This is a genomic window from candidate division KSB1 bacterium, assembly GCA_024655945.1.
GTDB lineage: Bacteria > Zhuqueibacterota > Zhuqueibacteria > JANLFK01 > Oleimicrobiaceae > Oleimicrobium.
This window is the reverse complement of sequence record JANLFK010000002.1, coordinates 91,527-116,369: the sequence shown is the minus strand read 5'-3', so window position 1 is coordinate 116,369 and position 24,843 is coordinate 91,527. Positions and strand designations below refer to the sequence as shown.

The following is a 24,843-nucleotide window of genomic DNA, read 5'->3' as shown; positions in this document are numbered from 1 at the left end:
AGACCAAGACGGATGCTCATCCCTGCCGCCGGGCGAGAAGGCCGGACAGTGAGGCGCGCATTTGCTGCCGCCGAGTTTTCCCGATGCAGGAGAAGCTTTGGCGCAAACGCCTCCCGATGGAGGTTAAGCCATGAAGGCAGGAGTTCTGTTTGCCGTCGCTTGCGGGCTGCTATGGGGCATGGGGCTCAGCGCCAGGGCGCAGCAGCCTTGGGTCTACCAGCCTGGCATGGACATCCGCTTCCCGCAGCCCGATTCGTTGGTCAATCCCTACCTCTGCACTTTTGACAGCCATGACAACCTGTGGGTGCTCTCCAGTTCGGCAGCCAGGCCCAGGGCGTTGAACGCCCTGTTCAAGGCGAGTCCTGGTGACACAGTGTTCAGCCTGGTGGTGGACTACACCACCGACCTGAACATCGAGTCAACGCGGGGCATTACGGCCATTGGCGACACCATTTACGTGGTCTCGCGCATGCCAGGGACGCCAACCCCTTCCTTGGCCATCATGTATGAATACCTGGACGGTGACCCACAGCAACGCAACACCTACTCGGGCTCTGGCTACGGCACGTGGGTCCTCGGGTTGTCTGCGAACAGGGACAAGTACATCTACGCTTCCGTCTCCTTTCGCACCTCCATCCGCGTGTACAACTTCACGGACGCGGCGGCGCCGCGAGGGAGCTGGGTGCCTATTCTGCCCATCGAGTACCACCCCTCAGAGCCGGGCGGTCACGATGGCACCGGCCGGAGCATTATTCGCGATGTGGCAGTGATACCTGGGGCAGATTATTCGCTGAGCAGCACGCCATTCTATACCTCGCGCAACAGCGACTCCAGCGGACACATGGGCGGCGTCGCGGTGTGGACCGGAGGCGTGCAGACCGACCCGAAAGGCTACGCGGGACAGCGGGTGACGGACGTGGCCGCTGACCTGTCCTGGCTGTGGTGGACACCTTACGGCCTGTGTTGCGACCGCAGCGGCAATCTATACGCGTGCGGCACGGACAGCACACGGCGCTGGGTAAAGGCGTTCTCCATAATGGGGAACTTTGCCGTGGAACTGGAGGAGGTGCCTGCCCGCTTCAGTTCGTCTCGCCCCGACCCTCACGGGGCGCCGTTGCTGGAACCGACGGACGTGGCCTTGAGCGGCGACGAAAAGACCGCCTACGTGATCGATGGCAGGGCGCGGCGCGCCTTCGCCTTCATAAGGGGAGGCTCAAGGGTCTCCAGTTTGTCCGATACGCCGCCACGTTCGCTCCACCTCCTCCATGCTTATCCGAATCCCTTCAACGCAGAGACGAAGATCACCTTCGAGTTGGCAGAGCGGCAGGTGGTGCAGTTGAGGGTGCTCAATGCCAGGGGAGAGGAGGTGCAAGTGCTATTCAGCGGTGCTCTGGGAGCCGGACGGCAGGAGGTGAGGTTCTCCGCCGGACAGCTGCCAACCGGGACCTATGTGATAGAGCTCCGCGCACGCGAAGGGCTTGCTTCTACCAAGGTGGTCCTCCTGAAGTGAGTTGCCTGAACGTGCGGCACATGGCGGCGGCATGGGCGGTCGCGGCGCTGCTATCCGTCACCCCAACCTTTGGATGGGCACAGGAGCCCTTGCCGGAAGCCCGCGGCGTGTGGATGAGCCGAGATGTGATTCTTGGCGGGCCGGCGCGCATGGAACAGGTCTTTTACCGGCTTGCCCGGGCTCATTTCAACCGGGTGCTCGTCGACGTTCAGTACCAGGGGGCAACCATCTATCCGAGCGAGGTGATGGTGGCCGCAGGGGGGCCGGGGCAGCGGGCGGAGTTTGCCGGCCGCGATCCGCTCCAGGAGGCCATCGAGATAGGGCATCGCTTCGGCCTGGAGGTGGTGGCCTGGTTCGAGTACGGCCTGATGGCGCACACGCACCCTTCCGACAGCACCGTCCGTGGGCCTCTCATCGCGGCACACCCAGACTGGCTGGCCATCAGGCGCAATGGCTCTTCCGTGGTGGCCAATGAGAACGGGTTCTTTCACTGGCTCGATCCTGCCCATCCCGAGGTGGTGAGCTTCATGGAGGACCTGTTCGGCGAAGTAGCGGCGCGCTACCCCGGGCTGGATGGCATTGAGACCGATCGGATTCGTTGTCCGTCCACAGAATTTTCGTATTCTGAGGTTGCCCGCAGCCGGTACGTAGCCGAGACCGGCGGCACCGATCCGCTCCTCATCGACACCAAGCATCCGGAATGGGCACAATGGGTGCGGTGGCGCGAGCGGCAGACGACGACCTTAGCGAGACGCATCTACCAGCGCGTCAAAACCAGGCGCCCCGATCTCCTGGTGAGCGCCGCAGTGGCCCCGCCTTACATGCTTTTGGCCGGAGAAAAATTGCAAGCCTGGAACGTCTGGGCAGACAGCGGCTACGTGGATGCCCTGGAGCCGATGCTCTACCTGCCGGACGCCGACCTGCAAAACCAACTCAACTTGAGTCTGACACTTGTGCCGGCTACCTTCTCCCTTTACCCTGGGATTGCCTACCGGGACGATGCCTCGTTGCTCTTCCAGGTGAGCCGGGTGCGGGAATCGGCCTGCGGCGGCATGACGATTTGGTACTACGGCGCGATGAAAGAACAGACGCTGCAGGTGCTCGGCCAGGGTGTCTTTGCCGAACGCGTCAATGCGCCACACACGGAGCTGATAATCGATGAGGCCGACCCGATTAGGTTCCGATGCTCGGGCTCTTGGCAAAGGGTAGAAGGTGGCTACGCAGGAACGGCTCTCTATGTGCCAGCGGGGCCTGACCAGGCCACAGCGACCTGGCAGACCTCGGTGCTGCGAGAGGGGCTTTACGAGATCTTCGCGCGATGGCCATCGATTGCAGGGGCAGCCAGGGAGGTCGTCTATCGCGTGCTCACGGGCAGCGCGGAAATTTCGTGCGTCGTCGACCAGGGCCAGAATCCCAACGACTGGGTCTTCCTGTGCGCAGACACCTTGCGGCACCGGCAGAAGGTGACGATTTCCGTCGGAGGCGCTGCAAGCGGCAAGGTCACCGCTGACGCCGTCCGACTCCTCCGGGTAGGAGAGCTGGTAGTCGATGACTGCCTGCTGCCGGACAGCGTGCACATCGAGCTCAAGTTCAGCAGGGTGGTGGACACGACGTCGGCCACAAGGGTCGATAGCTACGCCTTGGAGCCGGGCGGGAGCGTGCTTGCCGCAGAGGTGGTCTCTGGTGGGGCCTGTGCCGTGCGCCTCCAGGTAACCCCCCTTGCTGCCGGCCAGGCTTATCGGCTCCGTCTGGTCGGGGTGCGGGACAGGGCCGGCAACCTGTGCCGCACGCAGCAACTCACGGTCAGCTTTGTTCCCGATCATGTTTCGCTCCTGGTGGACGATGGTGCGCCCACCTTCAGAGCCTATGGCAACTGGGGCATCGCGAGCGAGGGGAACGACTTTGTGGGCCAGGGGTACGCAGTGAGCGGTCCGGGCAAGGGAGAGAACCGGGCGCAATGGTGGACGCAAGTGGGGCTGGATGGACTGTATGAGCTCAGCGTCAATATCCCGAACTGCCCTATGGAACTGGCACGTCGGGTTCCTTACTACGTCCTCCACCATTTCGGGCAGGACACGCTCTACATTGACCAGAGTGCGGGGCGTGGGGGATGGTCGATGTTGGGACGGCGCTATCTTCGCGCTGGCGAGTTCTCCAGCATCATGGTCGTCAATGCGGTGGACTCTGGAATGGTGGTCGCGGATGCGTGCCTCCTGCGACGGGTTTTGGATACGTCGGTGCGGCAAGAAACCCGGCCCCAGGTGCGTCCCGCACCGCAACTCCTGCCGAACTACCCGAATCCGTTCAACGGAGAGACCACAGTGTGCTTTGTGCTGCCAGGAGCGGGAACTGCGCAGGTCAGGGTCTTCAACGTGCTCGGGCAGGAGGTGGACACGGTAACCACGTCGGTGGCGTCGCCTGGCCTGCATCGAGTGAACCTTGCGCTGGGGCAGGTGCCCAGCGGCCTTTACTTCTGCCGGCTGATCTATGTCGACCAAATGGGCGACGAGTTCCCCAGTGCGTGCACGCGTAAGCTACTCTTGATTCGATGAAGGCGTTCAAGAAAATCACCCGTGCCTTGCGCAGAGTGGCGACTGCCGCAGGAGCGTTTGGCATCTTGTGGGTGTGGCAGGCCCAGACCTTGGCCCAGGTGCCAAAGGGAAAGATCGCGGGGAAGGTCATTGACGCCGAGACAAAGCAGGGCCTGCCTGGGGCCAACGTGGTCATCCAGGGGACCACGCTCGGGGCGGCAACCGGCAGAGACGGGGAGTATTACATCCTCAACGTGCCCCCGGGCACTTACACGGTGGCAGCCCGCATGATTGGCTACCGCAGCATGGTGGTGCGGGGCGTGACGGTGGTGGTGGACCGGACCAGCACCGTAGATTTCTCCCTGGAGGCGACTGTGCTGGAGATGGCCCCTCTGGTGGTGGAGGCAAGTCGGCCGGCAGTGGTGCGTGACCTGACCGCCACGGCAAAGGTGATGGAGGCGCGGGAAATCGAGACCGCGCCGGTGGAGGGGCTGCGCCGTGTCCTGGAGCTGGATGCCGGAGTGACGCGGAACCCCAACGGCACTTTTTCCATCCGCGGCGGCGGCGCATTTGAGCTGCAATTCCAGGTCAACGGCGTGGAGCAGATCTCCTCGAACACCGGCGTTCCAGGTTACAACCTCTACGGAGAAAAATCCAACACAAGCTGGAAATACGACTTTAACCCACTGGGCGTGAAACAGATGGAAATCATCTCCGGCGGCTTTAGCGCGGAATATGGAAACGCCCAATCCGGGGTGGTCAAGGTGGTGACCAAAGAGGGCGAGGAGCGCTTTCATGGCGAGTTTCGGGTCGAGCTCCGCCCGCCCGGCAAATACCACTTTGGCCCCTATCTGTACGGGCCAGAGACAATCGAATGGCAGCGCTGGGGCACGTTCGCCAAGTGGCAGGAGTGGCGGGACAAGAACGCGCCGGGCATCTCGGACGATTCGCTGAGGACGTTCTACTACGACCGCTGGGTGGCTAACCATAGCCCCGGGCCAAACAACTCCTCGAACCCGCTGGGTGTGTACGACTATCGCAGACTGGTCTATCAGCGCTACATGTTCGGGGTCGGTGGCCCTCTTGGGGGAGGCGACCGTTTGCGCTTCTATCTGTCCGGCGAATACCGGCGCGCACCCCTGCGCATCCCCAGCGTTGAACGAGTGCAGGTCTATCAAAACTACGTCCTGAATCTGAGCTGGCGGGCGGGCAGTGCCGATAAGCTCAAGCTCATGGGCCAGTATCAGGCACATCACGGCGCGGTCTGGTCGGGTTCGGAGGATGTGCGCTGGGCCTCGGTGATCGGTCAATACCCCACCTGGAAGTACTGCCTGGTCTTGGAAAGCCCAAAAGACGAAATCACCACCACGCAGACGCTCACCTGGACAAAGGTCTTCAGCCCACGCACCTTTTTCGAGCTGACGGCGTGGCATCAGCGTGAGCGCTACATCGAGCGGAACCTGCCGATTATCACCTCGACTGACCCGAGGTTGGTTCCTGCCGGCCCGTGGGACGAAGATTTCCGGCGCATCGTCTACGAGTTTACTTCCCTCTATGCGCTCGATGCGCAAACAGATGTCTGGAACCTGAGCGCGGACTTGACCAGTCAGGTGAACGCACGACACCAAGTGAAATGTGGCGTTCGCGGACAGTATTGGGACACACGCTACGCGGGCGAGTCCGGAGCGCGTATCAATGCCTTTGTCGCCTACTCGGGCTTTGCCGAGTACTATCACGCCTATCCGCGATACGTTGCCACGTATGTGCAGGACAAGATGGAGTTCCAAGGCATGGTGGTCAACGCCGGGTTGCGTTTCGACGCCTTCAACATGAACATACCCGTGCCCCTAGACCGTTTTCGACCGTTCTACCAGGGAACAGGCCAAGGAGGGGGCCCGTACGTGGGCGATGTGGGCGACCCGCGGACACGGCGCCCTGAGAGTCACCTTGCCGTTGCCCCTCGTTTCGGGCTCTCGTTCCCGGTAGGGGAGCACACCGCCTTCCGTCTGCAGTATGGCCACTTCCACTCCATGCCGCTCTTCCGGCATGCGCTCTCCAGGAACACATGGCAGGGATGGCGCATGTACGGCAATGCCGACCTCGGATTCAAAAAGACCATCAGCTATGAAGTGGGATTGCAGCAAAGCCTCGGCGGCACCCATCGCGTGGATCTGGCTGCCTACTACAATGACCGCGTGAGCCAGACGGTGAGTGCCCGCGTGCACTCACCCACCGGTTCGCAGCAGGAGGCGCCCCAGAATCCCTATTACCTCACCTATGAGAACAATGGCTACGGCGCCTCGCGCGGCATCGAAGTGGCCCTGGAAAAGGTAGCCCCGGGGGACTGGAAATATCGCTTGAGTTACGCCTTTGCCCGCACGTCCCAAGGAGCCTACGGTGCCATCGACATCTACCAGGACCCCAATGACCCGCGAAGCGTGGTGGAGCGGCGCAGCGCCAACGACTTTCTCGCCGAAGAGGACCGAACTCACTCATTTCGCGCATTGGTTTCCTACACGGTGCCCGGTCACCTGTGGCGAGAACTGCTGGGTGGTGAACCGCTCAAGGACCTGGTGTTCACCATGATATACCAGGCACGCAGTGGATCGCCATTCACTTACGTGACCAGCTACGATGAGTTTACCGACGTGGTCAACAATAGGCGCTACCCGCTGGAGGCCAAGACCGATTTGGGTATCTCGGTGCGGGTCGCCCTCGGCACGCTGCAACCTCGCCTCTCGGTGCGCATTGAGAACCTGTTCAATAATCGCTGGCTTACGCCACTTGCCGGGGAAGAGCTCCGCAACTGGGTGGAGTACGGCGTGAGCAGGGACACACCGCCCACGAGCGATAACCCGAACGACCCGCAGGCGAAGATCTACAAGCTCAATTACTTCCGGGCCTATCGCAACGCGCCGCGGGAGGTCTATTTCACGGTTGGATTGGGATTCTGATTATGCTCTCTCGGCTGCGACAAAGAATTGCGGTCCGCCGCCGGCTCTTGATAGCGTGTGCTGCGACGTGTATGCTTTCCGCTACGAGGAGCACCGCGCAGGTGGAGGCCACTGCCATTTCGCTGACGCGTGGGCAGTTGTGGGAGACGGTGAATGTGGCCAAGATGGGACCAGTCTTCCAGAATTGGGCCCGCAAGGGCTATGGCATGGATTGGCCCGGCTTTGACCCTGAGCTGATTCCGCAACAGGTGGGCGGGGGCACCAGCCACCACGTGGGCGGCGGATTTTGGGCAGGAGCGTTGCGCGCCTCCACCCAGGACAGCGTCTGGGGGGTTGCCGACTGGGCCATGTTTGCCACCTCGGTGGGGCTCTCCACGACCGACAGTCCTTACTTGTTGCTCCGCCATGGTCTGCGTTGGCCAAATGGGGAGAACCACTGGTTGCGAACGGATCCGGGCGAGGGCGAAGAGGTGGTGGACACCGCCTGGGAATTCAATCCGCAGTACCGCTTCCCCTATCGCCCGCCGCGCTTCTTGCCGGTGCGCGTGAAGCGCACTGTCCGTTGCTGGAGTGGCTCGGCGAAGGACGAAAAGTACATCATCATCGACTATGTCATCACCAACATTGCCCGCGAACCGCACATCTTCGACCCCGGGGTGGCCTCACCCGAAGTGTACCGCATCTTGGCCCAGGATTCCACTCTGCAGGACCTGTATCTTCTTTTCACCTACGCGTTCGCCATCAATGCGCGGGGTTGGACTATGCTCTTTCCCCAGCTGCCACCGGGTGCCTTGAACAACCGCTTCTTGTATGATGCACGCCAACGGATGGTCTACGGCTGGGCGGACGACTACACGCAGGCCGCCGGCAATGAGAAGTTTGACCCGTACCTCTACGGCCGCGGTGGGCCGCGCAGCGGCAAGGAGTGGTTGGCGCCTGCCTTCGCAGGGATAAAGTTTCTCTACGTCTCGCCGGACAAGCGCGGTCAGGCAAATACTATCAACCAGGTTGGCTGGTCGGTGAGCGACCCTGCCCATGCCTTCCCGTTCACTGGCCTGGAGACGAACGAACAATGGTACAATGCCATGCGCGATCTGCGCAACGCCTATCAGGCCATCCTCTTTCCGCAAGGTCTGGCTGACGAGCGCTGGGGCAAGGCGCGCATGTGGACCATGGTATCCCTCGGCCCTTGGGATTTGCGCCCTGGAGACTCGCTGCGTGTGGTGATGGCCGAGGTGATCGGCAGTGTGCGTTCCGAGATAGCGTTTGCTGCCAACGTTACAGAGCAGGACATTGCCATGGGGAGTTTGGCCGACCTCAATGCCACGGCTCAGCGGGCACAGTTCAACTTCGACCATCACTACAACGTGCCGGATCCACCAGCGGCACCGGACAGGATTGAGCTTTCGCGACTGACCGGGGCCAGAGTGGGAAACGTCATCCGCTGGGATGATGCCGGCCAGTACCTGCCCGATTCTGACTACTCCGGTGCAGAGGCCTACGACCTGGCAGGCTATCGCATCTATCGCTCCGACTATCTGCCCATAGGTCCATGGCAGCAGATCGCCGAGGTGGCAGCCAGGGACCCCAGCCTCTTCGACCCGGTTGCACACATTTACACGTTCGTCGACACTGGGGTCGTGGTGGGCTTCGGCTACTACTATGCGGTTTCGGCCTTCGATACCGGGCATGACCATTGGCCGCCTGATCCCGCAGCCGTGTTTCCGGAGACAAACAGCAACCGTGTCCCCAGTCTGGAGAGCTCATACTACCCGAACCATACGGTTTCCCCATTTGTGGCCACCTTCTCGCCGGTGAATACGACGCTCGACCAGATACTCGTGGTGCCTAACCCATTCGTCATGCGGTCCGGTTTCATTACTCCCGGTGCCCAGGATGTGATATCGTTCATGAATATCCCCAGCCCGTGCACCATTCGCATCTACACGATTCGCGGCGACCTGGTGGCAAGGATCGAGCACACCGAAGACACGGGGATTGCGCAGTGGGATCAGGTGACCGATTTTGGCCAATTTGCCGAGAGTGGGTTCTACATTTACCATATCACCTCCCATGCGCCGGCCACGAGAGGGGCTACGCGCATCGGCAAGTTTTGCATTGTGAGGTGAAGGCATGGCACGCGCGGTGTCACGGTTGGTCTTTGTCTTCGTGCTGCTGGCCTGCATGGCCACCCCGGGAAAGGGGCAGTTCCGCAAGGTTGGCACGGCGGGCTACACCTTCCTGGAGATCCCAGTCACCGCGCGTGCGGCGGCTATGGGCGAGGTGGGTGTGGCGCTGCTGGATGGAGGGCCCGAGGCGCTGTTCGTCAACCCAGCGCTTCTCGCTCACCTTGCGGGTAGCCGTGCGCTGAGCGTGTCGTATGCCTCCTATCTTGCCGAGACAAGCCACCAGGCCTGCTCTATTGCCCTAAGGCTTCCGCGGCGCATGGGGGTGTGCGGCGTCAGCATCAACCGGCTGGACCTGGGTGAGATGGTGGAGACGCTCAACGCGGACGTTGACAACCCGGGTGGCGCTTATATTGTGCGCGGCACCTACACGGCAGATGCGGCGGCCATTGGGCTCTCCTTTGCCCAGCAGGCAACGGCCTGGTTTGCTTACGGTCTTACCCTTCGCTACGTCCGGGAGCGCATCGCGGTCTACACCTCAGACAACGTGCTCGTCGACTTGGGGATGGTCTACACCACTGGGTTCCGGTCTTTTCGCATTGGCGGCTATGTGCAGAACTTTGGGGTGGACAGCCGCTACATCGGCGACTCGTTCAAGATGCCTATGGTCTTTCGGCTCGGTGCGGCTATAGAACTGCTGGGTGGGCAGAGCAGCCCATATCGTCTGACTCTGGCCGCCGATGCGCTGCATCCGAGCGACTACAGCGAGCGCCTGCACGTGGGCGCAGAATGCTGGTTGGCCAATGTGGTGGCGCTGCGCGTTGGTTACAAGTTCAACTACGACGAGGATGGCCTCACCATAGGGTGCGGCTTCAAGAAGAGCACTGGGCGTGGGCTCGTTGGCTTTGACCTTGCCCACACTGACTACCGTCGCCTGCAGTCGGTGCTGCGCATGAGTTTCTGCGCCGAGTTTTGATGAGGAAGTGTCGCTGTGAAGTGGAAATTCGTCCTCCACGTGACCTCGTGGGTCGCCATAGTTCTGGGCGCGACCTGTCCTGTGGCCTCTGGTCAGAGGCCGCGTCTGGAATCGCTTGCGGCCTGGGCCTCCTCCGGTCAGGGGCTCGGGCTGAAGAAAGACCAGCATCTGCGCCAGGCGACCGGTTGGGGAGCAGGAGGAGCAGCCTCACTGCGCCTGTCGCGCCTCGTGGCCGTGGGGGTGCGGGTTGGCTATTGCGACCTGACGATCGAGCAGGACAGAGCGGTCGAGCAGTGGAACTGGGCGTTCTGGCAGCGATTCTACGGCAACTATGTGCGTGACTTGCAGTCCAGGGACAAGTCATATCGGGCCACTTTGACGCCAGATCAACACCTGTACATGAGACAACTGGTGCCGTTCGTTGCTCTGCGCTGGCCGCAGACCAGCAGGGCTGCCCTGTGCCTGACCACCGGCGCCGGACCTTGGTTCTATGAGCGCACGCTGCGCTTGCACGAGGTCTGGCAGAAAGAATTCCCCGAGCTTGGCTATGTCTTTGCCTACGACTATTACAACCACGCTGAGGTGCGTAAGGGCGTAGTCTACGCGGCGACCTTTGAGGTGGGCGCCGAGCTCATGGTGCAACGCTTCCTGCACTTTCGCCTAAGCGGAAGGTACAGCACGGTGTTCCCGAAACGTGGGGGCCAGTACGAGCGTTTCCCTGTGACAAGCGTAGCGGAACTGGCGTGTGCATTGGTGTTTGTGTACTGAGGGAGACTGAGCGTTGGTGGCTGACGTCGGAGCCCACAAGAAAATGGCCCTCCTGCTGGGGATGACCTTCAACTTGATAACGGCCGGCGTGTGCGGCGCTGAAGACTCAGGTCAATGGTGCGCACAAGTGCACTGGGGCATGGCCGCACCCATTGGCAGCTTGCAAAATTGGTTCGCGCCGAGCGCGCGGCTGGTGGGAATTGAAGCGAGGAAATGGCTGAACAGGGGTTGGTCCTGGCGAGCGGGGGTTGAGTTTTTGGAATTCGCACAGGAGAACACTTCGCGTCTCTACTACCGCGACTTGGACCTGTCCTTCAGTTCGACAAGCGCAACAGTGCGCGGAAGCTATGCCTTGGCGTCGTGGCAGGGCGTGCATTCCTTCGTCGGGGGAGGCGTTGGCCTTCATCACTGGCGGAGCAGGCGCGGAGCCTACCAGCTGGAGGAAGTGTTGGTGCCTGCCCGCCAACAGGAGGAATGGAGCTGGGCCTTCGAGGGCAGCCTGGGGGCACGTATGGACGTGGTTTGGCGTTTTGGCTTGGTCGTGGAAATGGGATATCGTCTCATCGTGGGCGAGCTCTGGCCAGCGCTCGCTCTCCGTCTGGAAAATGTCAGCGGCCTGCAGAGCCTTTTCTGCACTTTGGGTTTGCAGATTGCTTTCTGAGAACCTCTCGTCAATGAGACAGCCGCCGCGCAAACCCGCCACCACCCGGCTTGCCTCGTTAGATGCCTTGCGCGGGTTCACCATTGCCGCAATGCTGATGGTCAACAACACTGTCCATGACCAGGCGTACCCCTCCTGGTTTCGTCATGCAGCCTGGGGAGAAGGGGTTACCTTCTGTGATTTGATCTTTCCCTTGTTTCTCTTTTGCGTGGGGGTGGCCATTCCGTTTTCGTACGCTGCCTTCAGAGCGAAGGGCGGCCCACAGCGCGCCTACTTGGCAAAGGCGCTGCGGCGGACGACGGTGCTGGTGCTCCTGGGCATAGTGCTGGTTTCCAGCATTGCCAGGCGGGTGGTGGTCGGCCTTGATGTGCTGCAGCTAATCGGCCTCGCGTACCTGGTGGGAGCGCTGGCATATCTGCTTTCGCCGCCGCTGCGCGCCGCCCTTGTGGTGCTTCTCCTTGTTGCGCATTGGGCGCTTCTTTCCTTCGTGCCATTTGCGGGCTGTCCCGGCGGCACTCTCTTGGCAGACCGAAACATCATCGGCTATTTGAACCAGAGGTACTTGGCGCGATATCACTTAGCCGGCGCGATTTCCATCGTGCCCACCGGCGCGCTGGTGGGCGGTGGCAGCCTGGTGGGCGACCTCCTGCGCAGTGGGACTGGCGGCGTGGTGAGCCGCGTGCGCCTCCTTGTGCTCATAGGTGTGGCGACCCTTGGGCTGGGCCTGTTGTGGAGCATCCAGCATCCGCTCCTCAAAGCGCTGTGGACTGCCTCGTTCATCCTCTTCGCTGTAGGAATTGCCACGCTCCTGTTGGCGCTCTTCCACTGGCTGATTGAAGGCAGAGGCTGCAGGCGTTGGGCGTTCCCCTTCGTGGTCTTCGGGATGAACGCCATCACCGTCTACTTTGTATCCATCATGGTGCGCGTGCACACCTTGCAGGAGTGGCAGGTCGCAGTTGGTGGGGGCACTCTCTTGTTGCGCGAGGCATTATGGCGGTGGCTGGATTGCCATCTCGGGGTGACCACGGGGTCCTGGGCCTACACCTGTGCCTACCTCTTTTTCTGGTGGCTGGTGGTCTACTGGATGTACCGCCGCAAGCTCTTCTGGAAGGTCTGAGGCCGTTGGTTGTTGCCCTGACACCTTCCCGCCCCAGGCGGCTGACGGCGAGCCCGGGCCTTGCCTCCGCGCAGTGGTGCATGTTTCCCAGCGTGAAATCTCGACGAGCCAGCGAATAGAACGCCACATGTCTTGCCGCAGGGACAGCGAATGCTACGCAGGGGAAGAGGAACCAGAATACATGCGCGAAAGAACCACACTCTTCGAGGACTTTCTTGACGAGCTCGGGCTGCGCCCTGGTCAGCACGTCATCGTGCATGCCTCGCTGCGCAGACTGCGCTCTGCCTTTCCTGGAATAACTGCTGAGAGGCTCATCGAGGTGGTGCAGCAGCATGTGGGGCCGTCAGGGTCGGTAGTGATGCCGGCGTTTACCTACTGTTTCAAACGCCAGCGCGGCCCGTGCGAGGTGTTCGATGCGGCGTCTACGCCCGGCAAGGTGGGAGCCCTTTCCGAAGTGTTTCGCACTATGCCCGAGGTCGTCAGGACTCGCTCTGCCACCCACTCCTTCTTGCTCTGGGGCGAAGCGGCCCGGAGCATCGGAGAGGACAATGCTCCTGAGAGTCCGCTCGGAGACGGAAGCGTCCTGGCCTGGCTGGCCGAACAGGCACAGGCGTGCGCGCTCTTGCTTGGTGTAGACTTTTCGGCTCTGAGCTTCTGCCACTATCTGGAGGTCAAAGCGCCCGTGCCCTGGGCTGGGCATTTTCCATGGAACCACATCGGTGTCTTGCCGGTGGGGGTCTCAGTGGCAGGAGAGCAGCCCCTTCGTGAAGTGCCAGGCTGCTCCAAGAACTTTGTGGCGTTTGAAAGGTACCTCCTTAGCCGCAAGAAGGTGCGGCGCGTGACCCGGGGCCCCTTTTGGGCCTACCTGCTGCAGTTGGATTTGCTCCTCAGTGAGGGGTTGCGCTTCTTCCGGAAACACCCGTATCTGCTCCTCTGCGCACCCGGTACCTGCCCGGCCTGTGACGAAAGGAGAAGGGCATTCCCGCACGGGGGAACACCGTAGACGAAAGCCCCTGGAGCTTCTGGCAGCTCAAGAATTGCTTGACAATCCCGCGCGGATTTGGTAGATTAGCGCTCCGCGTCCGGCGTAGAGCAGGAAGGAGAAGCCTATGCAAGACGTACATGGCCCTTACACCATCCACGTCGTATCCCACACCCATTGGGACCGCGAATGGCGCTACCCGTTCCAGGAGTTCCGCATGCTTCTGGTGGACATGTTCGATGCGCTCATCAAGCTTCTGGAAACCAATCCCGAGTATAAGTACTTTCTGCTGGATTCCCAGACTATTCCTCTGGAAGACCATCTGGCCATCAAGCCGGAAAACGAGCCGGTGCTGCGGCGCCTGGTTGCTGAAGGACGCATCCAGATTGGGCCATGGTACACGCTCCCGGACACGCCGGAAATCAGCGGCGAGTCCATTGTGCGCAATCTGCTCATGGGTACCCTCATCACTGAAGAGTGGGAAGGGCAGAAGTGGTCAGGCTACAGCCCGTTCTCCTTTGGTCAATCCTCGCAAATGCCCCAAATCTACTTAGGGTTCGACCTCGACCACATGTTCTTCTACAGGGGGAACAATGACCGCATCACAAAGCACGAGTTCATTTGGGAAGCGCCAGATGGCAGCAGGATCATGGGCATGCGCGCGGTGAACCCGTACGGGCGCGCCAACTGGTATGTGCATGTCTATCGTCCAGTGGCCCTGAACAAATGGCCGTTTGAATGGGATTACCACTGGCGCGAGGGGCAACTGCCGTTTCATCCCTGCGATGAGGAGCTGTGCGGCTTTGACTACTGGCTTCTGGAAGGAAAACACCTGGACAAGCTGTACCTGGAGAACTTGCCAAGGGCGCTCGCGGAGATAAAGGGTCACGCGATCAAAGGCGCCACCTGCGACCAGCTTCTCTACTTGGACGGCATGGACCAGGTCAATCCCTATCCGCGCACGCCCGAAATTATCGCTGAGGCCAACAAACTCAACACGGGCGATACCTACATCCACAGCTCGTTTTACGACTATGTGCAGGCAGTCAAGGCGCGGGCCAAAGACCTTAAGGTCATGCGTAGCGAGTTTCGCTACACCATGGTGGACGGGCTCTGGCAGAATCTCTTTCCAGGCATGCTGTGCGCCAGGATGTACCTGAAGCAACAGAACCGGACCTGCGAGCTCAAGTTGCAGAAGAACGCCGACACTTGGGCAGCCCTTGCTAGTCTCTTGGGCATGGAGTACCCGGAAGGCCTGCTGCGCCTGGCCTGGAAATATCACCTGGCCAACCAGTCCCACGACAGCATTGCGGGGTGCAGTGTGGACCTGGTGCACGAGGACGTGGAGTACGGCAATCGGCAGGTCCGCCATCTCGCCGACAACGTTACCAGGCGGGCACTGGCGCACATCGTCGCCAAGATTGACAACGCCCGTCTGCCCGGAGACGCCATCTGCCTTGTGGCCTTCAATCCGACGCAATACCGGCGCTCCGAAGTGGTAACCGCAGTGATCGACCTCCCCGAGGAGACTGCAGCCAGATGGTTCACTGTGGAGGACGAGTCAGGCGCTCAGCTTCCCGTGCAGTTCATCCGTTCCTACCCTTTTGGCCCCATCGTCAAGAACCCGTACGAGTTTCCCATCCCGTACAAGGCACGCCGGGTGCATTGCGCCATTGCGCTGAGTGAGGTCCCTGGCGTGGGCTACCGGTCGTTCGTCATCAAGCCACAACCTGGGCGCAAGCTGAACTACGGCAGCCTGTCGCCTGCCGCGAATGTGTTGGAGAATGAACACCTGCGCGCCGAGATTGCCGACGATGGGCGGATTGACCTCCTGTGCAAGACCAGCGGCACGACCTACCAGGGCTTGCACTATTTTCAGGATTTTTCCGATGTGGGTGACCACGCCACGCAGCGGTCGGCCGACCTCGACGAAGTCATCACCAGCATTGGAGCGCAGGCCGAGGTAGGCAAGGTGCTTGACGGCCCGCTCATGGTCCAGTATCGCGTCAAGGTGACGATGATGCTGCCCAAAGACGCCCTTGCCGATGGAAGTCGGCGCAATCCAGAAAGAGTGCCGTTTGAGATTGTCTCGTATGTGACATTGAAGAAGGGCTCGCCTTGCCTGGAGGTGCGAACCGAGCTCACCAACCATGTGCGCGACCACAAGCTGCTGGCCATGTTCCCATCGGGCTATGGCGCCGCGCGAAGGTCCTACTCAGAGACGCACTTTGACGTGACGGAGCGGGACATCCACCTCCCGGACACTTCCACCTGGAAGGAGCCGATGCTGCCGTACTACCCGCAATACATGTTCTGCGGCGTGCAGGGAGAGGGACACGGGCTGGCGATCCTCAACATCGGATTGCCCGAGTATGCCGTTTTCGAGGACGAACAGCGCAGCATTGCCCTCACCTTGGTGCGCACCTACCGCTTCCCCATCATCGGCGCGGACCCGGAGAATGTGGCGACCGACGAGACCCAGGTGATGTGCCAATGCCTGCGACCATTCACCTTCGACTACGCGATCTTTCCCTATGCAGGCACATGGGAGCAAGCCGGCGTGTACGAGCAGGCCAATCGTTTCAACCTCAAACTTCGCCTCGCGCAGTGCGGGCGCAGCACTGGCACGTTGCCCCCGACTCTCAGCTTCCTCGATATCCAGCCGGCCACGCTCGTGCTCTCGGCGGTGAAGAGGTCATCGCGCACAGACGGGCTCATCGTCAGGGTGTTCAATCCCACCGAAGAGGAGGTGAAAGGGACAATCACTTTCTGGCGGCCAGTTCGCAAGGCGCAGCTAGTGAAGCTGAATGAGAAGCCCATAGGCCCAGCCGAGGTGGCCGGAAGAAGTGTGGAGGTGGTGGCCAGCAAGAACAAGATCGTGAGCGTTGAGGTCTGGTTGGACTGAGGCGCTTGTTCCTTTCGTTTCCGAAGGAGGGGAAAAGGGGGATGCGAAGGAGAGCTGAGGCAAGTTCTGCTGTAGGGCACAACTAACCTGTACGGAGGAAACCATGAAACACATCGCCGTTGTGCTCGCCCTGGTGGCGGCGTTGGTCGGAGCAGGGGGGACTCTCTTGGCGCAGGGGAATCCGGAGTTCAACGGTACTTGGAAGCTTCTTCCCGAAGTGAGCACCGAAATCGACCTCTACGCCACCTTAGCCATCGACGCGACGACCAAGGAAGACGGGATTCTGCTCGTGCAGACATGGGGCACGAGCCGTCGCTTTGTGGATTCTCTCGACCTCCGTACCGATGGTTCGGTGACCAAGCTTCCCATCAAGGACCGGGTGTTTCCCACCAATGTGTTCATGGGGCTTTCCATGCCGGTGGGAGGTGAACGCCAGCTGGTGGCCCGCTGGGACAAGGGCGGCACGGTGCTCAGGGTCGAGGAGCGCTTTAGCGTGCGTGGCTCCCAGGGGCCAACTCCGGTGACATGTGTGCACACCTACGAACTGCGCGAGGGCGGTGACATATTGGTGTACGAGATTTCGCGGTCAACGCGCACCTCTGGCCCGCTCCACTATGTGCTGAAAAAGGCCGGCAAGCGCGAAGCGTTCTTCTTTCGCCTCAAGGACAATTGGGAAGTGGCGGACGGTCTTGCTGAGCAGGCGCTGCTCATCAGCCTGCAGGGCTTAGCCAATGGCAGCGGTCCCAGGCTCTACCTCCTGTATCCAGAGACATGGCCCTTCAACTATGTCAAGCCATTCTTCCAATTCGTGCAAGAGAAGCGCTACTTCACTTTCACCGAGCTCAAGTCTGTTCCTGAGGCGGTGAAAACCTTCAAGCACGCCTTGGCCGGGTACGTCGTGTGGGACCTGCAGGTGCGCACCTCGTTGATTGTGGCCTTTACCATCGCCGGCGTGGAGAAGGCGCTGGTGGTGAGCGAGGACTTTATCCCACTGGCAGAAGAGTGCGGCCTCAAGATGGTAGCGGACCTGCGCGGCAAGTTTGTGGGCATGAACGATGCCCAGATCTATCAGTGGGCCTACGACCGCTACTGGGACCGCTGCAGCCGCGACATCGTCATCTGGATGGGAGGCGATGCGGGTCCCGTCATGAAGCCCGGCGTTGCCGATTGGGGAATCTACAACCGCTGTTTCTTCAACGACCTTTCCACCAAGCCAGAAGACGTCGAGGAATACGCACTCGCCAACAAGCTGCTCAGCCAGATGAATCCCACGTCCATGGTGATGGGCTGGCATTCCTACGCCAAGGACAAAGAGCGAGACCACGTCAAGTTGGCATCGAGCTACGGCCTGCGGGTGGAAGGGCTGCACACGATCCCAAACCTGAGCTTCAGCCATCAAGTGCCGCCGACCCCTGGCTTCGTCTTTAAGAACAATCACAATGTGGTGCCGGGCAAGCGCTACAAACCGGGCAAGAAGGTCTACATTGCCTGTGTGCAGACCGACGGCATGGGGATTGGGTCATGGCACCGGCCAGGTCGGGGCGAGCTCCCCTACGCCTGGGAGGTAATCATGAATCGGCTGTGGCTGGAGCCCGCCATGCAGGAATACTACTACCGCACGGCAACCCCCAATGACTATCTTATCGGCTGTTTGTCTGGCCCGGGCTACCTCTACCCGAAGGCGGTCCCGGCGCAGCTTCTGCCTGGACTCATCGGCAAGGCCAAGGAATTCATGGAGAAGCTTGACCTGCGCGTCTTCGAGATCATGGACTACTCGGAAGGAGCCACCGTCGAGGGAAACACGGAGCTGACCAGGGAGGTGGTTGAGGCTTACTACCAGGGCATGCCTGACGTGATCGGTTTTCTCAACGGTTATGCCCCATCATTCACGTTCGCGGTCAAGAACGGCAGGCCGCTCATCTCGTACGACTACTACCTGTCACCCACAAAGCCAGAGGAAGAAGCGGTCGCCGACTTGCGGGAGCTGGCGACCATCAACAAAGTGCGGCCGTACTTCTTGCTCATGCACGTCAGGGAGGCCAGCGACGTGAAGCGGGTCAAGAATATCTTGAGCAAGTTGGGGCCAGAGTTCGAGGTAGTGCCCCTGGATGTCTTCGTGGTGATGGCCGGGAGCCAGCCAACCTTTGCAGAGCGCTTCCTCGCCAGGTAAAAAACTGCGCGAAAACGCACTGAACGAAATTTTTCTCTTGACTTTTTGTTGCGAATATGTTATAATAGGTGGTAGCACATTTAAGGCAAGTCGCTTCCCCGAGCATCATCGAGTGGAGCACAATGGTAACTTTGCGGACGCTTCATGCAGATGTGATGGTGGGGAGGATTGAGGCAGTGGTTGAGGGAATAGAGTCTTCTGCCCGTGGGCCCCGGGCGGGAGAGCTCTATTCCCTCTCTTTTTTGGCCTGGGTCTCAAGCGGAAAGGAGGTGAATGCCGGAGGGTAGGCGGTAGCGAGTCGGAGGAGTGTTGTGCGAGAGAGCCCTAAACTAGAGGAGCATGGACATGCACAAACGCATCCTACAACTGGCGCTTCTTGTTCCCATTGTCCTGGTCTTGTCGCTGGCAGCGGCCGTGCCTGTGTTCGCGGTCACCGGCAAGATTGCTGGACGGGTGACGGATGCCGACACGGGTGAGCCGCTGCCCGGCGTGAACGTCATCATCGAAGGCACGACAATGGGAGCCTCCACTGACCTGCAAGGTCGGTACTTTATCCTCAACGTCCCCGCAGGCGTCTATTCCGTTAAGGCATCATTTATGGGCTACACGGCCGTGACCAAGACCGGCGTGCGCGCGGTGACTGGGCTGACCACTGAGCTCGATTTCCAGCTCAGCCCAACCGTCATCGAAGGCCAGGCGGTCACCGTGGTTGCCGAACGGCCCTTGGTGGAGAAGACCCTCACCCAGTCCAAGACCACCATGGAAGCCCAGGAGCTGGACCACCGCTTGCCCGTGGGCAGCTACCGCGACCTGGTGGAGACGGCAGCGAGCACCTTCAGCGGCTACGTGCGCGGCGGCCGCAAGTACGAGACCAGGTACTTGGTGGATGGCGTCGATGTGTCCGACACGTACTTCTCGGGTGGCACCGGCGCGTTCGGCACTCTGGATGTTGGGCACGTCTACCAGGCGTTCCGGCGTTCCGAGCTGCGCGAGACGGCCATGACGGAGATGCTGTCGAGCGCCATCCAGGAACTGAACGTCTACGCCGGCACCTTTACCGCTGAGTACCCCACCGCTTCTGCTGGCATCGTGAACATGGTCACCAAGTCTGGTGGCCAAAACTACAGCGGCAAGATCTTCGTGCGGGGCACGCCTCTGGACAAGATCGAGCACTTTGGCACCAACCCTTACTACATGAAGGACAGCAAGAAGGACGCGCAAGACAAAATTCTTCAGATTGGCTACTTTGACGAGCGGAACACGCTTGCTGCTTCGTCGCAGATCAAGGACCAGCGTTCTGCGCAGCTGTACACATGGAACGAGCAGCTGTGCCGGGACAAGTACTACTATGATCCCGACGACTCGGTGGGCCTGGGCCGCTCCTACGAGGTTGAAGGCAATCTGAGTGGACCGTTGCCTTTCACCGGTGGTAAGGGCGGCTTCTTCTTGACAGGGCGCTACCAGAACCTGCGCACTTCCGCCATGCCCTTCGACCTGGACAAGCGCATCGTCAGCAGCTTGAAGCTGCACTATGATTTCACCAAGGATATGCGCGTGACCCTCTACGGCCAGGTCGATGATGGCGGCAAGCTGTTCAACTTTGTCAACTGGAAGTTCAACCCGAAGTGGTTGTACTACATGGAGGGTGCGCCCCGCTACAAGGACCTGGGCTTGGTGGCGTACGCCAAGTGGACCCACACGCTGTCGCCAAAGACGTTCTACGAGATCCAGATCAGCCAGAGCAATAAGACCAGCGAGCTCGGCTACCCGGATGACAACGGCGATGGCTACTGCGACATCGACGAAAAGGGCGACTTTATCGACTTCGACTCGCGGGAGGAGTACCTCCGCTACGTGGGCGGCGTAACCAAGACCGATCCGGCCACCGGCATCACCTACATCGACTGGACCACGGTCAACGGCTACGTGGGCAACTTCCTCAACGAAAACCCTGATGCTGTGCTCGGGCCGAGGGACCCCAGACGCACCTTTTTCTACAGTGCCATCGACCAGACCTACATGGAGAACAAGGTCAATTTCTGGACCACTGGCGGCCTGTTCCGTCCGCGCTACCCGGCAGCGCTCTACAGCCGCACCACGCGGAACGTGAGCACCATCAAGGGCGACCTGACCAGCCAGATCACCTACAACCACCAGATCAAGACCGGATTCCAGTTCCGCTACCACTACGTGGATGTCGACAACAAGCAAGCGGAGCTCGGTGGCGCTGGTCACCAGTACCCGATGGAGTGCTTCCACCTGGACAAGCACACGTTCTACCCGAAGGAGTTCGGCTTCTACCTGCAGGACCGCATCGAGTACGTGGGTATGATCGTCAACGTCGGCGCGCGGGTGGACGGCTATGACAACGACACGCGGCGCTTCGTGAACGATTTCCACCCCTGGGACTACATTGCCGATGCGACCGGCGCGCTCTGGGAACTGCGCCCGGTGCGTGGCGGGAAGGTGGGTTGGAAGTGGTTCTTCAGCCCGCGCTTGGGTGTGTCGCACCCGATCTCTGATCGCATGGCGATGCACTACTCCTTTGGCAAGTTCATCCAGTACCCGAACTTTGCCTCGCTGTATACCGATTACAACTTCACCAACTACTCGGCCTCTCCGTCGATGACCACGGTGTGGGTGGACCAGGAGCCTATGCGCTCCACGGCGTACGAAATCGGCTTGCAGTGGGCGCCGGTTCTGGACATCGCCTTGGACGCGGTGGTCTACTACCGCGACGTGGAGAACTATGGCAATCGGCTGTGGGGATTGACGCCGTACAAGGGTCAGGGACTCTACATCCGGAGCTCCTGGGGCCATGCCGACTCGCGCGGCATCGAGCTGACCATCGAGAAGCGTCGTACCGGCTTCTGGTCAGGGCGAGTCACCTATGCCTACTCCTACATCAAGGCGGCCCAGGTCAGGACGGGCAACGACCCGACGCAGTTGACCGCTTTCAGCGCCAGGACCGACAGCGCGAACTATGGTCAGCTGCCGCTGAAGTGGGCGGACTACTACCCGTACCGCGAGGACAACATCGTGCTGCGCGAGACCGAGAACCCGCTGGCAGGAGGCTTTGACCGCACCCACCGCTTTGGCGCAACGTTGATGTTCTACCTGCCGCTCGACTTCCAGCTGTCAGCAGTGGGCAACGCCATGAGCGGCTTCAAGTACCTGCCCACGGAGAACATCGACCTCGATCCGTGGTTCGCAGTCAGCCCCAAGATGCGTGAGGGCCCGTGGAACTACTGGCTGAACCTGCGGCTCACCTGGGAAGGGAAGCTGGCAGGCATTCGTTTCCGGCCTTTCGTCCAGGTGGACAACGTCACCAACAAGGAGAACATCCTGGCCTACAACCGCACGCCCTTCTATGAGAACATCGACCAGCAGATCTTCGAGTTGGGGCGGGACCGCAAGCCCAAGACCGGTGACGAAGGTGACCCGAAAGGCTACTGGAACGTGCCTTTCGACTGGCTGGGCCGTCCACTCTATGGGCCAGCGCGCCAGATCTGGGCCGGTCTGGAGATAGGGTTCTAAACCGCAGGTTTGCGCAGAGCATTTGAGAGGAGACTGGCACATGCAAAGGCACTCAAAACTCTTTACCACCTTGTTTCTGGTGGTAGCAGCGGTAACCCTGATCCAGCTCTCGGCCTGGGCGGAGGGACCGCAGAAGAACATGGTAATTGTCGCGGGAGAGACGTGGTGCACGTACATCCCCGCCAATTACGACTACCCCTGGCCACGACTGGCCATCCAGACCGATGTGAAGAACATTGGCTACGGCCACCCCCAGGGGTGCATCTTCCAGAACAACCGCTTGATCACCAGCGGTCTGTTCGGCAACCCGCCCTGGAGCTGGATGTCTGGGCGGCTGGCTGTCGACTTCAGCAATGGCCTCAACGCGGTGGAGTACAACCCCGACCCGGCCTTTGCTGCCATCCAAGGTGCGCTCGGGCCCGCGGGGAGCGAGAACTATGCCTACCTGAAGTACACGCCGAACGTGGCAGGGGCAAAGGACCCGCTCCGCAATTACCATGACCCGGTGGGCGGGTGCTACCTGTCGGCGGATCGCACCCACGCGTGGGCGACCTCCGCGTGGCCAACCACCCTGGGCGTAGATGTGAAGCTGACCGCTCATTCGTGGACCATGCCGTGGGGCAATCTGGACGACTTTCACATCATCGAGATCGAGCTGTACAATACCGGCCAGACTGACCTCAATGCCGACGGCGTGGTGGAGTTGACCAACAACCGCATCAACGCTCTGAACCTCTTCTACTGGCCAGGGTGTTTCCACTTCTACATCTACTACGATGGCGGACGCGCCTACTATGTGAACAACAACCGCTATCGGGCCAGCATCATCGACCTGACCCCGGATGAGAACGGTCACCCGTGGGACATTCACTGCCAGGCCATCGGCTCCACTACGGTGCGTGCCAATGACCACCCGGCCGTGACGGATTTCGGCGAGTACTTTGACGCCTACAACGGCTACGGCTGGCTGGGCGCGAAGAAGTGGAACCCCAACGCCTTGCAGTGGGAGGAGAAGTTCCTCGCGTTCAAGGACGCCAGCGGCAACCAGATTGTCCCGGCCGTGGGTGAGGGCGTACAGCGCGGCTGGTTCCACACCAACCAGCCTGGCTGGGGCGGCGTCTTCGACGGTACCCCCAAGAAGGGCCACATTGCCAGCATGGGCTGCTTCTTCGTGGATGGTGGCAAGAGCGGCGATGGGGCCAAGTTCGACCTCAATCCTAACCCGGCCATCTTCTCCGGAGGTACGGCTGGAGACCCGACGACCTTTGTCGTAAAGGATCTGTCGCAGTGGACCTATCCGGATGGTGCGCGCGAGAAGGCGACCCCGGTCGTGGTCAATGACCCGGTGACTGGTCAACCCTTGGGGATTAACCCCATTGACGCCCCGCCGCGTGGCCAGGCTATGGAGCCGAACATTATTAAGGAAGGCCTGATTAGCCAGTACCAGTTCGATGGCGACCCGATCTGCGCTATCGGCCCCTTCTCCATGGAAGTGGGCGAGAGGATCAGGCTCTACTTCTACCGTGGTTCGGGCTTCCGCATTCTTGGCCTGCGCAAGACGGTGAAGATGGCGCGCGCGGTGTTCAAGTCCATTAAGCCGGACGGCTCCTACGACGTACCCTCTGGCCCGCCGGTGCCGGAGATCAAGGTGAGCGGCTCCAAGAACGTCAGACCGCTCATCAAGTGGCAGGACCCGAGCAAGTTGGGCGCCTGCGACGGCATCAAGATCTACAAATGCGTCGCCTGGCCGCGCTACAACTCCACCGAAAAGCTCTACCCCACGCACGGAACGTGGTGGAAGACCATGGACCCGGCAGTCGACCCTGGCAAGGATGAGATCAACCCGCTGATGACCAACACCGAGTATCTCAAACCCCAGCAGGGCGACTATTGGGGCCCCTATTCGTTGGTCAAGGTAGTGCCGAAGTCTGAGTTCGCCAACTACAAGAACACCGACACCGACGCTGCCACCTACCCCTATGCGTGGGAGGACGATAGTTACACCGCTCCTGGCCAGAGCTATTGGTACTACGTGTCCAGTTACAAGGAGGGCGCTGCTGCGACGGTGCCGCCGGCCTACCAGGGACTGGACAACGTGAGCTGGTTGGAGAGCGGCAAGGTTAACATCAACGGTCGGAGTGGCTACTGGGAGAACACCTGGCCGTGGGCATGGAAGACCTCCGACTACCCCAAGGAGAGCGACATCGAGGGGCTGAAGAAACTCGGCGCTGTCTTTGTGCTTGTATCTCCGACGGCCACTGTGGCTGATATCGAGATGGGCGGGGCGAAGATCGGCGTGCGGCCGAACCCGTACAAGCGGGTGGCATTCCACGATGCCAGCGGCAAGCACCAGGTGATGTTCTACAACCTGCCCTCGCGCTGCACCATCCAGATTTACGACCTCGCCGGCATGCTGGTGCAGGAGGTCGACTACGCGGCGCCGGTTGCTACCAACGGCACCTACTTCTGGGATATGTATTCCCAAAATGGGAACGAGGTGGCAAGCGGCCTGTACATTTGGGTGGTCAAGTACAAAGGTGGCCAGCAGCACGGCACCTTTGCCATCATCCGGTAGTAGTGGTCGCGACCTGACAATCCCTAACCGA

13 protein-coding genes are annotated in these 24,843 nt (G+C 60.7%); all 13 read left to right on the top strand.

Features of this window, described 5'->3' with window-relative positions:
* Window positions 1-130: 130 nt before the first annotated feature.
* The gene (locus tag NUW13_03510; GenBank protein MCR4438092.1) at window positions 131-1,510 is read left to right on the top strand and encodes a T9SS type A sorting domain-containing protein; all 1,380 of its coding nucleotides are present in this window, start codon (window positions 131-133) and stop codon (window positions 1,508-1,510) included.
* 20 nt (window positions 1,511-1,530) lie between these two features.
* On the top strand, window positions 1,531-4,062 hold the full coding sequence (locus NUW13_03505) for a family 10 glycosylhydrolase (protein MCR4438091.1): 2,532 nt from the start codon (window positions 1,531-1,533) through the stop codon (window positions 4,060-4,062).
* Window positions 4,059-6,995 carry a carboxypeptidase-like regulatory domain-containing protein gene (locus NUW13_03500; protein ID MCR4438090.1) on the top strand — a complete coding sequence of 979 codons (2,937 nt, stop codon included), beginning with the start codon at window positions 4,059-4,061 and terminating at the stop codon, window positions 6,993-6,995. The genes NUW13_03505 and NUW13_03500 overlap by 4 nt, the downstream gene beginning before the upstream one ends.
* A 101-nt stretch (window positions 6,996-7,096) precedes the next feature.
* Window positions 7,097-9,124, top strand: coding sequence for a hypothetical protein (locus tag NUW13_03495; GenBank protein ID MCR4438089.1), 2,028 nt, complete (start codon window positions 7,097-7,099; stop codon window positions 9,122-9,124).
* A gap of 4 nt (window positions 9,125-9,128) precedes the next feature.
* Complete coding sequence (locus tag NUW13_03490) at window positions 9,129-10,097, top strand: PorV/PorQ family protein (protein ID MCR4438088.1); 969 nt, start codon at window positions 9,129-9,131, stop codon at window positions 10,095-10,097.
* 15 nt (window positions 10,098-10,112) lie between these two features.
* The gene (locus NUW13_03485; GenBank protein ID MCR4438087.1) at window positions 10,113-10,865 is read left to right on the top strand and encodes a uroporphyrinogen-III C-methyltransferase; all 753 of its coding nucleotides are present in this window, start codon (window positions 10,113-10,115) and stop codon (window positions 10,863-10,865) included.
* A gap of 16 nt (window positions 10,866-10,881) precedes the next feature.
* Complete coding sequence (locus tag NUW13_03480; protein ID MCR4438086.1) at window positions 10,882-11,526, top strand: hypothetical protein; 645 nt, start codon at window positions 10,882-10,884, stop codon at window positions 11,524-11,526.
* A gap of 13 nt (window positions 11,527-11,539) precedes the next feature.
* Window positions 11,540-12,643 (top strand): DUF5009 domain-containing protein, encoded by a 1,104-nt coding sequence (locus NUW13_03475; GenBank protein MCR4438085.1) that lies wholly within the window; start codon window positions 11,540-11,542, stop codon window positions 12,641-12,643.
* Window positions 12,644-12,824: 181 nt separating this feature from the next.
* Window positions 12,825-13,646, top strand: coding sequence for an AAC(3) family N-acetyltransferase (locus tag NUW13_03470; GenBank protein MCR4438084.1), 822 nt, complete (start codon window positions 12,825-12,827; stop codon window positions 13,644-13,646).
* 106 nt (window positions 13,647-13,752) lie between these two features.
* A complete protein-coding gene (locus NUW13_03465; GenBank protein ID MCR4438083.1) occupies window positions 13,753-16,530 on the top strand; it encodes a glycosyl hydrolase-related protein in 2,778 nt (925 codons plus the stop codon).
* 103 nt (window positions 16,531-16,633) lie between these two features.
* The gene (locus NUW13_03460) at window positions 16,634-18,700 is read left to right on the top strand and encodes a hypothetical protein (GenBank protein MCR4438082.1); all 2,067 of its coding nucleotides are present in this window, start codon (window positions 16,634-16,636) and stop codon (window positions 18,698-18,700) included.
* 345 nt (window positions 18,701-19,045) lie between these two features.
* On the top strand, window positions 19,046-22,237 hold the full coding sequence (locus NUW13_03455; GenBank protein MCR4438081.1) for a TonB-dependent receptor: 3,192 nt from the start codon (window positions 19,046-19,048) through the stop codon (window positions 22,235-22,237).
* Between the two features lie 40 nt (window positions 22,238-22,277).
* Window positions 22,278-24,812 carry a hypothetical protein gene (locus NUW13_03450; GenBank protein ID MCR4438080.1) on the top strand — a complete coding sequence of 845 codons (2,535 nt, stop codon included), beginning with the start codon at window positions 22,278-22,280 and terminating at the stop codon, window positions 24,810-24,812.
* Window positions 24,813-24,843: the final 31 nt, after the last annotated feature.